The sequence below is a fragment of the Paucisalibacillus globulus DSM 18846 genome, from assembly GCF_000482485.1.
GTDB classification, from domain to species: Bacteria; Bacillota; Bacilli; order Bacillales; family Amphibacillaceae; genus Ornithinibacillus; species Ornithinibacillus globulus.
The window spans coordinates 44007-57244 of sequence record NZ_AXVK01000015.1 but is presented as its reverse complement, the minus strand read 5'-3'; the positions used below and the strand labels follow the sequence as shown (position 1 = coordinate 57244).

11 protein-coding genes are annotated in these 13238 nt (G+C 35.6%); all 11 read left to right on the top strand.

What is annotated here, in order from left to right; all coding sequences use genetic code 11:
- The first annotated feature begins 79 nt into the window (after positions 1-79).
- The 11 genes from spoIIP (at position 80) to mtaB (ending at position 13175) form a co-directional block, all read left to right on the top strand.
- Complete coding sequence (gene spoIIP, locus K332_RS0103785) at positions 80-1246, top strand: stage II sporulation protein P (protein ID WP_036688052.1); 1167 nt, start codon at positions 80-82, stop codon at positions 1244-1246.
- Between the two features lie 14 nt (positions 1247-1260).
- Complete coding sequence (locus K332_RS0103780; RefSeq protein ID WP_026906243.1) at positions 1261-1593, top strand: hypothetical protein; 333 nt, start codon at positions 1261-1263, stop codon at positions 1591-1593.
- 497 nt (positions 1594-2090) lie between these two features.
- Positions 2091-3899 (top strand): translation elongation factor 4, encoded by a 1809-nt coding sequence (gene lepA, locus K332_RS0103775; protein WP_026906242.1) that lies wholly within the window; start codon positions 2091-2093, stop codon positions 3897-3899.
- Positions 3900-3989: 90 nt separating this feature from the next.
- Positions 3990-5159, top strand: a complete 1170-nt coding sequence (gene hemW, locus K332_RS0103770) for a radical SAM family heme chaperone HemW (protein ID WP_026906241.1) — start codon at positions 3990-3992, stop codon at positions 5157-5159.
- A gap of 66 nt (positions 5160-5225) precedes the next feature.
- Entirely contained in the window at positions 5226-6260 is a 1035-nt protein-coding gene (gene hrcA, locus K332_RS0103765) for a heat-inducible transcriptional repressor HrcA (protein WP_026906240.1), read from the top strand.
- 56 nt (positions 6261-6316) lie between these two features.
- Positions 6317-6892, top strand: coding sequence for a nucleotide exchange factor GrpE (gene grpE, locus K332_RS0103760; RefSeq protein WP_036688049.1), 576 nt, complete (start codon positions 6317-6319; stop codon positions 6890-6892).
- A 30-nt stretch (positions 6893-6922) separates the two neighbouring features.
- Positions 6923-8752, top strand: a complete 1830-nt coding sequence (gene dnaK / locus K332_RS0103755; RefSeq protein WP_026906238.1) for a molecular chaperone DnaK — start codon at positions 6923-6925, stop codon at positions 8750-8752.
- Between the two features lie 189 nt (positions 8753-8941).
- Entirely contained in the window at positions 8942-10060 is a 1119-nt protein-coding gene (dnaJ, locus tag K332_RS0103750; protein ID WP_026906237.1) for a molecular chaperone DnaJ, read from the top strand.
- A gap of 54 nt (positions 10061-10114) precedes the next feature.
- The gene (gene prmA, locus K332_RS0103745; protein WP_026906236.1) at positions 10115-11053 is read left to right on the top strand and encodes a 50S ribosomal protein L11 methyltransferase; all 939 of its coding nucleotides are present in this window, start codon (positions 10115-10117) and stop codon (positions 11051-11053) included.
- Between the two features lie 8 nt (positions 11054-11061).
- Positions 11062-11820 carry a 16S rRNA (uracil(1498)-N(3))-methyltransferase gene (locus K332_RS0103740; protein ID WP_026906235.1) on the top strand — a complete coding sequence of 253 codons (759 nt, stop codon included), beginning with the start codon at positions 11062-11064 and terminating at the stop codon, positions 11818-11820.
- On the top strand, positions 11820-13175 hold the full coding sequence (gene mtaB / locus K332_RS0103735; protein ID WP_026906234.1) for a tRNA (N(6)-L-threonylcarbamoyladenosine(37)-C(2))-methylthiotransferase MtaB: 1356 nt from the start codon (positions 11820-11822) through the stop codon (positions 13173-13175). The genes K332_RS0103740 and mtaB overlap by 1 nt, the downstream gene beginning before the upstream one ends.
- Positions 13176-13238: the final 63 nt, after the last annotated feature.

Below are 13238 nucleotides of genomic sequence, written 5' to 3'. Positions count from 1 at the left end.
AAAAAATGAGAGTATCGGTTCTACCTTCCAAAGATTCGTCATAGATTTTACTAAAGACGAACGGGAAGGTGGAACAATTATGGTAGGGTTTAACACTAACAAGAATAAAAAAAGTGTATTTTTAATCGTAAAAAAGAGCGTTTTATATGTAATATGTGTATTGTTCTTATTTATTTTAATAGGATTATTTACTTCTATCTCCCCAGCGCTTCGTTTTTCTTCAAATACATTAACGAATTGGACAAGTGAAATTGAAAGTTCGACTTTCTTATATTTATTGGGGATGGAAAACCGAGTATATTTGGAAGGACTTCCACCTGATTCAGACATACCAAAAATATCATCAACCATTTTTCAAATAGCTACAAGTATTAAACCAGATGATCCTAGGAGTTTACTAGGTAGTGAAATCCCAGGGTTGTCCATTTATGATAGTGAAATTTTTATAGCAGGGGAAGGTACAAATTATACGAATTTGCCTGTAGAATCAGCACCTCCATTAGAAGAGGTTTTGAGAGATAGGGAAGCGGTTGTTGATGAAAATATTGAAAATGAACCTAATAATGAGCCTGACAAGTCTCCGAATACCGGAGGAAAGAATGTAGTGTATATCTATAATACCCATAATTACGAATCCTTTCTCCCTTATTTACCAAGTGTGACAGACCCGAATCTCGCCCAACACAATGAGGTAAACATAACAAAAGTAAGTCAACATCTAGCTAATGCATTAACTGATCAAGGGATAGGTAATACATTTGATGAAGTGGACAATATGAAAATATTAGAAAAAAATGGTATGGAATATCCTCAATCCTATACATCGATAAGAGGTCATGTTCAGGAAGTCTTCGCTAATAACAAAGATATTCAATACGTATTTGATATACACAGAGATGCAGTTAGGAGAGAAGCAACAACCAAAGTGATAGATGGGGAAGCTTATGCTAGAATTGCATTTGTTATTGGTGGAGAGAATAAAGATTATGAGAAAAATGTTGAAATTGCAAGTAATCTTTACAAGATTATGGAAGAGAAATACCCTGGCTTAAGCAGAGGTGTTTTGCCACCGAAACGGGGAGCTGGAACAAATGGCGTATTTAATCAGGACTTACATGAAAATGCTCTAACAGTGGAAATTGGTGGTGTTGATAATACGTTAGAAGAATTATATCGTTCAGCTGATGCCTTAGCAGAAGTATTTAGTGAATATTATTGGGACGCTGAAAAGGTTAGCGGGGATTAAAGGAGGTTCTAAAAATGTCCAAATTTATATCTGTCTCATTACTTTTAATAGTTTGCTTTCTAGTCGGAACCCTTGTTGGTATAGATCATAATGGAAAATCACTGATACCAACTAGTTCAACGGTAAAAACTGAAGATGTAGAATCAACGCCTGAGGTACAACAGACAGTCAACAAAGATATTCAAGAGACAGAAGTGGTAAATCAAGAAACAATTGCCCAAGAACTTACCAATCCCAACACAGAACACCTTAGCCAAAAAACAGCATCCTTCCTAGAAGTAATTGTACAAGGCTTCTATGATCTCATTGTCCAAATACTATATCAGATTTCACAATTATTCTACTAAAACTTGGTCAAATTATAATCCGAATGCCGATTGTTAATTCTTTTAGGGTTACATCCATTTGGATTTTCTCTTTGATTATTAATTTATATGGTTTGGTATTGATTTTGTATAGAATGTGCGGTAACTAATTCCCAAGTTTCTTGGTCAGGGCGCATGCTCCAGTTGACAGGGCCCATGTTTCCCTGAGTCGGGCGCATGCTCCGGTTGACAGGGCGCATGTTTCCCTGAGTCGGGCGCATGCTCTGGTTTACAGGGCCTTGTTACTTCACATTTTCCATCAACTGTGCATTATAATCAAAATACCAAAATAGTGTTTTAAAAATTGGTAACTATGGCTTTGTTTGGACTTCTTAAGAGAATTATACCTCTTCTAACAACTCTTTCTTGAAACTAAAGGTTGCAATTGCTATAATCATCCTAGCAATCATCGTAATTATTTATGTTAAATTTGTACTTTTACTGAATATTGGTAAAGGCATTAGGAGTGAACACCAAGTATGGCGAGAAATCAAGAAAATGTACGTAATTTTTCTATCATTGCCCATATTGACCATGGAAAATCAACATTAGCGGATCGTATATTAGAAAATACTCGAACGGTTACGAAACGTGAAATGAAGGAACAATTGCTTGATGCGATGGATTTAGAAAGAGAACGTGGAATTACAATTAAATTAAATGCAGTACAGCTACATTATCAAAGTAAAAGTGGAGAGGATTTTACCTTTCACTTAATCGATACCCCAGGACATGTTGACTTTACATATGAAGTATCTAGAAGCCTTGCAGCTTGTGAGGGAGCGATATTGGTTGTCGATGCTGCACAAGGAATCGAAGCGCAGACTCTTGCAAACGTGTATCTTGCATTAGACAATGAACTTGAAATTATTCCAGTAATTAATAAGATTGACTTACCAAGTGCAGATCCTGAACGCGTTAAAAAAGAGCTTCAAGATGTAATTGGTATTGATCCAGATGATGTTATTCTAGCGTCAGCGAAGGCGAATATTGGAATTGAAGACATATTGGAGAGGATTACAGAAGCTGTACCACCTCCAATAGGGAATCCAGAAGAACCATTAAAAGCATTAATTTTTGATTCTTTGTATGATTCTTACCGCGGTGTAGTAGCCTATGTGTGTATTAAGGAAGGCTCTGTAAAGGTTGGCGATAAAATAAAGATGATGGCCACTGGTAAAGAATTTGAAGTTAATGAGGTTGGGGTATTTACGCCAAAGCAATTACCACTGAAGGAATTGAATGTTGGAGATGTAGGATACCTAACTGCTTCTATCAAAAATGTTGGTGATACACGTGTTGGTGATACAATCACCTTTGCAAACAACCCAGCATCTGAACCATTACCTGGTTATAGACGTCTAAATCCTATGGTTTACTGCGGACTATATCCAGTAGATTCAAATAAATACAATGATTTACGTGAGGCATTAGAACGCTTAGAACTTAATGACTCAGCACTTCAATATGAAGCTGAGACTTCTCAAGCGTTGGGCTTTGGTTTTCGTTGTGGCTTTTTAGGTCTATTGCATATGGAAATTATTCAAGAACGAATTGAACGTGAATTTAAAATTGATTTAATAACAACAGCACCAAGTGTAATCTATGAAGTGGAACAAACAGATGGAGAAACTATCATTATCGATAATCCGTCAATGATGCCAGATCCACAAAAGATTCAAGAGATTCGCGAACCATATGTAAAAGCAACGATTATGGTTCCGAATGAATATGTTGGAGCTGTAATGGAAATTTCTCAAAAGAAACGTGGCCAATTCATTGATATGGAATATCTTGATGATATCCGTGTTAATGTGATTTATGACATACCACTTTCAGAAATTGTCTATGACTTTTTTGATCAATTAAAATCTAATACAAAAGGATATGCTTCTTTTGACTACGAATTAATTGGTTATCGACCTTCGAAATTGGTCAAAATGGATATTCTTTTAAATGGTGAAACTATTGATGCATTATCCTTTATTGTACATAAGGATTTCTCTTATGAACGCGGGAAACTAATCGTAGAAAAGTTAAAAGAATTAATTCCTAGACAACAGTTCGAGGTGCCAGTTCAAGCTGCGATTGGTAATAAAATTGTAGCAAGATCATCGATTAAAGCAATGCGTAAAAACGTACTAGCAAAATGTTACGGGGGAGATATTTCTCGTAAAAGAAAGCTACTTGAAAAGCAAAAAGAAGGTAAGAAGCGCATGAAGATGGTCGGATCTGTAGAGGTACCACAAGAAGCATTTATGGCCGTACTTAAAATGGATGATGAATAAGGAAAAAGAGCGGAAGAACTTGTATAAAGTTTTTCCTTTTCTTTTTTACACTTATAGAATTATAAAATCAGTTTGTTAGGAGAAAGTACTATGATCCAATCCGTATATATTCATATTCCGTTTTGTCATCATATTTGTCATTACTGTGACTTTACAAAGTTCTTTTATAATGAACAAATGGCAACGGATTATTTAGATGCACTTTCCAATGAAATACACACACAAGTAGAAGGTAAGAAAAACCCAGTGAGAACTATTTTTATTGGTGGTGGTACACCAACATCACTAAACCATACACAATTAAAAACATTATTAGCATTAATCGCAGAAAAATTTGATGTTTCCAATTGTGAAGAATATACAATCGAGGCAAACCCGGGAGATTTTGATGAAGAGAAGGCAAAACTATTAAAAGAATATGGTGTTAATAGGGTATCACTAGGCGTTCAAGTATTTGATGATAATATGCTTAAAGAATTAGGAAGGGCACATCGTATCGAGGATGTATATAAGACCGTAGAGTTATTGAAACAACAAGATCTAACAAATATTAGTCTTGATTTAATCTATTCTTTACCGAAGCAATCTGCTGAACACTTTGAGAAAACAGTTACAGAAGCGCTCTCATTTGACCTTCCACATTATTCAGCCTATTCCTTACAAATTGAGCCTAAGACTATTTTCTATAATCGCTATAAAAAAGGTCAATTACACCGTCCTACACAAGAAGAAGAAGTAAAAATGTACGATATTCTAAAGAGAAAAATGAAAGAAGCAGGAGTACAACAATATGAAATAAGTAATTTTTCAAAGGAAGGTTTTGAAAGTAAGCATAACCTAACCTATTGGAATAATGACTATTACTATGGATTTGGTGCAGGGGCTAGTGGTTACCTTCCTGGTAAACGTACTATTAATATGAAACCTATTCCCGCCTACATTAAACAAGCGATGGAAGATGGAAATCCAACATTAAAAATTGAAACGATAGGTTTAAAAGAACAAATTGAGGAAGAATTATTTTTAGGATTGCGCAAGCTAAGTGGTGTAGACAAGCAAGAGTTTTTATCGAAATTTGCCTTTCCAATTGAATTACTATATAAGAATCAAATCGACTACCTTATTCAAAAAGGTTGGCTAGTTAATGACGAGAAATCTATTCATCTAACGGATGAAGGTGTGCTATTTGGTAATGAAGTATTTGAACACTTTTTATTAGAAGATGAAGACTTAGAGGCAATAGCGTTGACAAAAAAATAAGGATTTGATAATTTATTATTAGAATTAGCACTCAGAAGGCCAGAGTGCTAACAGGGGTGATCATTAATGTTAACAGAAAGGCAATTATTGATTTTGCAAGTTATTATTGATGATTTTATTGAATCAGCTAACCCAGTTGGCTCCCGTGCTATTTCAAAAAAAGATGATATATCCTTAAGTGCCGCAACGATACGTAATGTCATGGCTGACTTAGAAGAATTAGGTTATATTGAAAAAACACATTCTTCATCTGGTCGGGTCCCGTCAGAAAAAGGGTATCGTTATTATGTGGACAATGTTGTTGGACCGCATATGGAGAATGGTAATCTTAGTATCATGAGAGACTTAGTCCGGGATGATTTCATCGATTTTGAAAAGTTGGTGCAGAAGTCTGCTGAGGTATTATCTGATTTAACAAATTATACATCCATTATTCTAGGTCCAGAAATATTTGAAACAAAGCTTAAACAGTTGCAAATAGTCCCATTAACAGATCATTCAGCTGTAGCCATATTGGTCACGGACTCAGGTCATGTAGAACATCGTTCATTTACTATTCCTGCTGAAATCAGTGCAACAGATTTAGAGAAAATCGTTAATATTTTAAATGATCGATTAAATGGTATTTCTCTTGCCAGGTTACCAGAAGTCATTACAACAGAAGTACTTTCTCTAATGCAAATGTATGTACATGATTTTGAGAAGTCCTATCAATATTTGAAATCAGCATTCTTTAAAGAGCAGCCAGTTAAGTTATATATTGGTGGAAAGACGAATTTGCTAACACAACCTGAATTCAATGATATTAAAAAGATTCGTGCATTCTATCAAATGATGGAAAACGAAGATCAAGTTGTGAATTTATTAAAAACACCTCAACATGGCATTAAAGTAACTATTGGTAATGAGAATAAGTTTGAAGAGATTAAGGACTTTAGTCTCATAACAGCTTCTTATCAATTTGGTAATGAACAGATGGGGACAATCGCATTGCTAGGACCTACTAGAATGGAATATCGAAAAGTGATAACCCTATTAAATGCGTTATCAAATGAAATGACAGATGCGTTGTACTTGTGGTATAAAAACAACGAAACGTAAAAAATGTAAATGGTTTAAAAAATCATTTACTTGAGTGGATTTTGGAGGTGCTTGATATGGAAGAGAAGGATGTTACTGGAATTGAGGAAGAATTAGAAGAACAACAAGAAACTGAGGGAAATGAGCCAGAAGTTATAGAACAAGTAGAAGTTACTTCTGATATGGAAGATGAAACAGGGAAGCAAAATGAAGAAATAAATAAATTACAACAAGAAAAAGAAGATATATATCAAAGATTCCTAAGAATACAGGCAGAATTTGATAACTTCAAGAAACGTTCAATTAAAGAGCGTGAAGCTGCGGCTAAATATAAAGCTCAGGATCTTGCTACTGAACTTTTACCTGCTATTGATAATTTTGAACGAGCTTTACAGGTTGAAGTGAATGAAGAAAATAAAGGTTTACTAGATGGTATTTCTATGGTTTATAGACAGCTTATTGATGCTCTTAATTCACAAGGAATAGAATCAATTGAAGCAGTTGGTCAAGAGTTTGATCCTAACATCCACCAAGCTGTTATGCAGGTTGAGGATGAATCAAAGGAATCTAATATTGTTTTAGAAGAATTACAAAAAGGATACTTAATTAAAGATCGTGTTATTCGACCTGCAATGGTTAAGGTAAATAAATAAGTTAGGTAACGATTCAAGGAGGAAACAAATATGGGTAAAATTATTGGGATTGATTTAGGTACAACAAATTCATGTGTTGCAGTTATGGAAGGTGGAGAAGCGGTAGTTATTCCTAACCCTGAGGGTAACCGTACAACGCCATCAGCTGTAGCATTTAAAAATGGTGAAAGACAAGTTGGGGAAGTAGCAAAGCGTCAGGCAATTACTAACCCAAATACGATTCTTTCTATCAAACGTCATATGGGTACAGACTATAAAGTAGAAGTTGACGGGAAAGATTATACACCTCAAGAGCTTTCAGCAGCAATTTTACAATACTTAAAGTCATACGCTGAGGATTATATCGGAGAAACAGTTGATAAAGCTGTCATTACAGTACCAGCATATTTCAATGATTCAGAACGACAAGCAACTAAAGATGCTGGCCGTATTGCAGGACTTGAAGTGGAACGTATTATCAACGAACCAACTGCTGCAGCTTTAGCATATGGTATTGATAAGGCGGACCAAGATCAAACTATTCTAGTATTTGACCTTGGTGGTGGTACTTTTGATGTGTCTATCTTAGACATCGGTGATGGTACGTTTGAAGTTGTTGCAACTGCTGGTGATAACCGTCTTGGTGGAGATGACTTTGATGATGTAATCATCAATCACTTAGTCGCAGAATTTAAAAAAGAAAATGGAATTGACTTATCCCTTGATAAAATGGCAGTTCAACGTCTAAAAGATGCTGCTGAAAAAGCGAAGAAAGATTTATCGGGTGTTTCTCAAACTCAAATTTCCCTACCGTTTATTACGGCTGGTGAAGCTGGTCCATTGCATCTAGAAATGAATTTAACTCGTGCTAAGTTTGAAGAGCTATCTTCTGAACTTGTGGAACGTACGATGATTCCTACACGAAAAGCATTACGTGATGCTGATTTAACTGCTAATGATATTGATAAGGTTATTCTTGTTGGTGGATCTACTCGTATTCCTGCAGTTCAAGAGGCTATTAAACGTGAAACTGGTAAAGAGCCTTCTAAAGGTGTTAACCCTGATGAAGTAGTTGCACTTGGTGCAGCAATTCAAGGTGGAGTTCTTCAAGGTGATGTTAAAGATGTTGTATTACTAGATGTAACACCACTTTCATTAGGTATTGAAACAATGGGTGGCGTATTTACTAAACTAATCGAACGTAATACAACTATTCCGACTAGCCATTCACAAGTTTTCTCTACAGCTGCAGATAGTCAAACAGCAGTAGATATTCATGTTCTTCAAGGTGAACGTGAAATGGCAGCGAACAATAAAACACTTGGACGCTTCCAATTAACGGATATCCCACCAGCACCAAGAGGAGTACCACAAATAGAAGTATCATTTGATATTGATTCAAATGGTATTGTAAATGTGCGCGCGAAAGACATGGGTACAAATAAAGAACAATCTATTACCATTAAATCTTCCTCAGGTCTATCAGATGATGAAGTAGATCGTATGGTACGTGAAGCGGAAGAAAATGCTGAAGAGGATAAGAAACGTCGTGAAGAGGTTGATCTTCGTAACGAATCTGATCAACTAATCTTTACAACAGATAAAACATTAAAAGATTTAGCTGATAAAGTTTCTGATGAAGAAAAACAAAAAGCAGAAGCTGCGAAAGAAGAATTGAAAAAATCACTTGAAGGTTCTGATCTAGAGGATATTAAAGCGAAGAAAGAAGCTTTAGAAGAACAAGTTCAACAACTATCAGTTAAACTATATGAACAAATGGCACAACAAAATCAACAAGCAGAAGGTCAAGAAGGCCAAAGCACAAATGACGACGTTGTAGACGCTGATTACCAAGAAGTAGACGACGAAGAAAAAAAATAAACAACTAAAAATAGTCATCTATAAAGTCAAAGTCAGGATACCCTTGACTTTGACTTTTTCATTAAAGTTATTTGGAAAAAGTTTTATTGGGCTTTTCCATGGATAATTAAACCCTATCCATTTGCCATCATATTATTTTTAATGTTATGATTTACCTTATGTGAAAGTGATTCGGGAGAGTGATAAACAGTGTCAAAACGTGATTATTATGAAGTCTTAGGTATAGAAAAAAGTGCATCAAAAGAAGATATAAAAAAAGCATACCGTAAACTAGCTCGAAAGTATCATCCAGATGTTAATAAAGAGCCCGATGCAGCGGATAAATTCAAAGAAGCGAAAGAAGCTTATGAAACATTATCAAATGAACAAAAACGAGCACAATATGATCAATTCGGTCATGCGGGTATGAATGGTCAAGGCTTTGGCGGAGGTCAAGATTTTGGTGGTTTTGGTGATATATTCGATATGTTCTTTGGTGGCGGCGGGGGCCGTAGACGAGATCCAAATGCACCTCAACAGGGTGCTGATTTACAATATACCATGATTCTTGATTTCGAAGAAGCAATCTTTGGAAAAGAAACAGATATCTCAATTCCAAAGGATGAAGAGTGTGATACTTGTCATGGATCAGGAGCAAAACCTGGTACAAAACCAAAAACTTGTTCCCATTGTAATGGTTCTGGTCAATTGAACACCGAGCAAAATACACCATTTGGTCGTGTGGTTAATCGTAGGGTTTGTCACCACTGTAATGGTACTGGGAAAATTATTCCAGAGAAATGTACGACTTGTGGTGGAGATGGAACGGTTAAAAAGAACAAAAAGATTCATATTAATATCCCTGCTGGTATAGATGATGGTCAACAAATCCGTGTAGCTGGTAAAGGGGAACCTGGGAAAAATGGGGGCCCTGCCGGTGATCTTTATGTAGTTATTCAAGTAAGAAGACACGAGTTCTTTACACGTGAGGGGGATAATATTTTCTGTGAATTACCACTAACTTTTGCACAAGCTGCCCTTGGTGATGAGGTAGAAGTACCAACAGTTCACGGTAAAGTCAAACTTAAAATCCCTGCAGGTACACAAACTGGAAAGACCTTCCGCTTAAAAGGGAAGGGTTCACCAAATGTTAGAGGCTATGGAAATGGTGACCAACATATCAAAGTTCGTATCATGACTCCAACTAAATTGACAGACCGTCAGAAGGAATTATTACGTGAATTTAATGATATAGCAGGAAACGATAAAACAGAAGAACAAGAAGATTCGATTTTTCAAAAGTTTAAAAGAGCTTTTAAAGGGGAATAAAGAATTTTTATCCCCTTTACATAAGAAAACAAATAAGAAATGAGTGAGATTCGTTTGAAATGGTCAGAAATATGTATTCATACAACGAATGAAGCTATTGAACCAATTTCGAATATTTTGCATGAAACGGGTGCAAGTGGTGTCGTTATTGAAGATCCAATGGATTTGGTTATAGAAAAAGAAGACAAATTTGGTGAAATATATGCACTTGATGAAAATGACTATCCGGAAGAAGGAGTCTATATTAAGGCATATTTACCATTTAACAGCTTTCTAGGGGAAACTGTAGAGGAGATCAAGCAAGCGATTAACAATCTTTTAACATTTGATATTGATTTAGGACCAAATCAAGTAACCCTAAGTGAGGTAAATGAAGAAGATTGGGCAACTGCTTGGAAGAAGTATTATAAACCAGTTCGAATTTCAAACAAGATTACAATTACCCCTACATGGGAAGACTATACACCGAAATCTAATGAAGAAATTGTTATTGAGCTTGACCCTGGTATGGCATTTGGTACAGGAACACATCCAACGACTGTATTAAGTATTCAGGCCCTTGAAAAAGTTATTAAAGGAAATGAAACGGTGATTGATGTTGGATGTGGTTCAGGGGTACTTAGTATTACTTCAGCATTACTTGGTGCAGACGAAATTTATGCATATGACTTAGATGAGATTGCAGTTAAAAGTACGCAGGAAAATGCGAAAGTAAACAAGGTTAATCATTTAATCAAAACGAAACAAAATAACCTACTTAGCCATGTTGATATGAAAGTGGATATTATCGTTTCCAACATTTTAGCAGAGATTATTGTAAGATTTATTGATGATGCATGGGACAATCTAAAAGATGGCGGGTATTTTATTACTTCAGGTATTATCCAAACAAAAAAATTATTGGTTTTAGAGAAGTTGGAGCAACAAGGGTTTGAGATACTGGAAATTAATGAGCTAGAAGACTGGGTATCTGTCATAGCCAAGAAAAAGTAGGTGCTGTAATGCAGAGATATTTTATCCCAGATGAAAATTGGAATAGTGAAATAGTAACTATTGACGGGGACGATGCTCATCATATTATACGTGTTATGCGTATGCAAATTGGTGATGAAATAATTTGTAATCCGCCAAATACAAATGGAGCAATCTGCAAAATTACCGAAATAGAAGAACATTGGGTTACTGCTGAAGTTATTGAATGGCAGGATCGTAATGTAGAACTTCCTGTTTTTGTAACAATTGCACAAGGACTACCTAAGGGAGATAAGCTGGATTTTATCTTCCAAAAGGGAACAGAACTTGGTGCTTCGGCATTTATCCCTTTTCAGGCGAAAAGGTCTGTTGTAAAATGGGATGCTAAGAAAGCTGATAAAAAAATTGCTCGTTATGCTAAAATAATTAAAGAAGCTAGTGAACAGTCTCATCGTAGTCGTATACCAGAAATTAAACCAGTCTTGAAATTACAAGAGTTATTGAAGGAGAGCGAATCCTATCAACTGAAAATTATTGCATACGAGGAAGAGGCAAAAACAAAAATTTTTCAATCTTATGCAAGTATTATCAGTCAGTTAAAAACAGGGGATAGTGTTATTATTTGTATTGGACCAGAAGGAGGATTTTCTTCTGAGGAAGTACAAAAATTGAAGGAACATCAATTTATCCCTGTTCGGTTTGGACCACGTATATTACGAACTGAAACTGCTGCTTTATATGCACTAGCTAGTATATCGTATCATTTTGAAGAATTGGGGGGGCAATAATGCCAACTGTAGCGTTTCATACATTAGGATGTAAAGTAAATCATTATGAAACAGAAGGTATTTGGCGGATGTTCATGGAGCAAGGTTATGAACGCGTCGACTTTGACCATGACTCTGACGTCTATGTTATTAATACATGTACAGTAACAAACTCTGGAGATAAGAAAAGTAGGCAGACAATTAGACGTGCGGTGCGTAAAAATCCGGACGCGATTGTTTGTGTTACAGGTTGCTATGCACAAACATCACCGGGCGAAATTTTAGAAATTCCTGGTGTTGATGTTGTTGTCGGTACGCAAGATCGTAAAAATATGATTAAATACATTGAAAATCATAAGAAAACAAGAGAACCGATAAATGGTGTTTCTAACATTATGAAAAATCGTGTATTTGAAGAAATGGATGTTCCTGAATTTACCGATAGAACTCGTGCATCATTGAAAATTCAAGAAGGCTGTAATAATTTCTGTACCTTCTGTATAATTCCATGGTCAAGGGGACTACTACGTTCAAGAGATCCAGAAAGTGTATTAAACCAAGCACAAAAATTAGTAGAAGCAGGTTATAAGGAAGTTGTTCTAACTGGTATTCATACTGCTGGATATGGTGAAGATTTAAATGATTATAATTTTGCAGCTCTTTTACGCGATTTAGAATCAAAAGTGGATGGTCTAGAACGTATCCGCATCTCCTCCATTGAGGCTAGTCAAATTACAGATGAGGTAATTGAAGTACTGGATAAATCTGAAAAGATTGTACGCCACTTACATATACCACTTCAATCTGGTTCTGATACTGTATTAAAGCGTATGAGAAGAAAGTATTCAACTGATTTCTACTATCAAAAAGTAGAAAAAATCCGTAAAGCTTTGCCGGACTTAGCGATTACCTCTGATGTAATTGTAGGCTTCCCTGGCGAAACAGAAGAAGAGTTTATGGAAACGTATAATTTTATTAAAAAAGTTGGATATTCAGAACTTCATGTATTCCCATTTTCAAGAAGAACTGGTACACCAGCTGCTAGAATGGAAGAACAAGTGGATGAAGATATAAAAAATGAGCGCGTTCAACGAATGATTGATTTATCAGAGGAACTGGCTAAGGAATATGCATCTCGTTACGAGAATGAAGTATTAGAAGTTATTCCGGAAGAACGTGTACTGGATGAAGAAAATCCAAATATATTAGTAGGATATACGGATAATTATCTTAAAGTTAAATTTGAAGGAACAAATGACATGATTGGTAAAATTGTACGTGTAAAAATTACCAAATCTGGGTATCCATATAATGAAGGTACCTTTGTACGCATCATGGATTACGCTACTCATAGTAAAATTAAAATGAATGCCTAGTCAAAGGACTGGGCATTCGCTATTATAGATTAGCATTTTAGAAAAGAAAGTGGTATGCTACAA

Excerpts from the sequence above, each read along its gene's own strand:
- spoIIP (WP_036688052.1), top strand. The coding sequence starts at position 80 with ATGGTAGGGTTTAACACTAACAAGAATAAAAAAAGTGTATTTTTAATC.
- K332_RS0103780 (WP_026906243.1), top strand. The coding sequence starts at position 1,261 with ATGTCCAAATTTATATCTGTCTCATTACTTTTAATAGTTTGCTTTCTA.
- lepA (WP_026906242.1), top strand. The coding sequence starts at position 2,091 with ATGGCGAGAAATCAAGAAAATGTACGTAATTTTTCTATCATTGCCCAT.
- hemW (WP_026906241.1), top strand. The coding sequence starts at position 3,990 with ATGATCCAATCCGTATATATTCATATTCCGTTTTGTCATCATATTTGT.
- hrcA (WP_026906240.1), top strand. The coding sequence starts at position 5,226 with ATGTTAACAGAAAGGCAATTATTGATTTTGCAAGTTATTATTGATGAT.
- grpE (WP_036688049.1), top strand. The coding sequence starts at position 6,317 with ATGGAAGAGAAGGATGTTACTGGAATTGAGGAAGAATTAGAAGAACAA.
- dnaK (WP_026906238.1), top strand. The coding sequence starts at position 6,923 with ATGGGTAAAATTATTGGGATTGATTTAGGTACAACAAATTCATGTGTT.
- K332_RS0103740 (WP_026906235.1), top strand. The coding sequence starts at position 11,062 with ATGCAGAGATATTTTATCCCAGATGAAAATTGGAATAGTGAAATAGTA.
- mtaB (WP_026906234.1), top strand. The coding sequence starts at position 11,820 with ATGCCAACTGTAGCGTTTCATACATTAGGATGTAAAGTAAATCATTAT.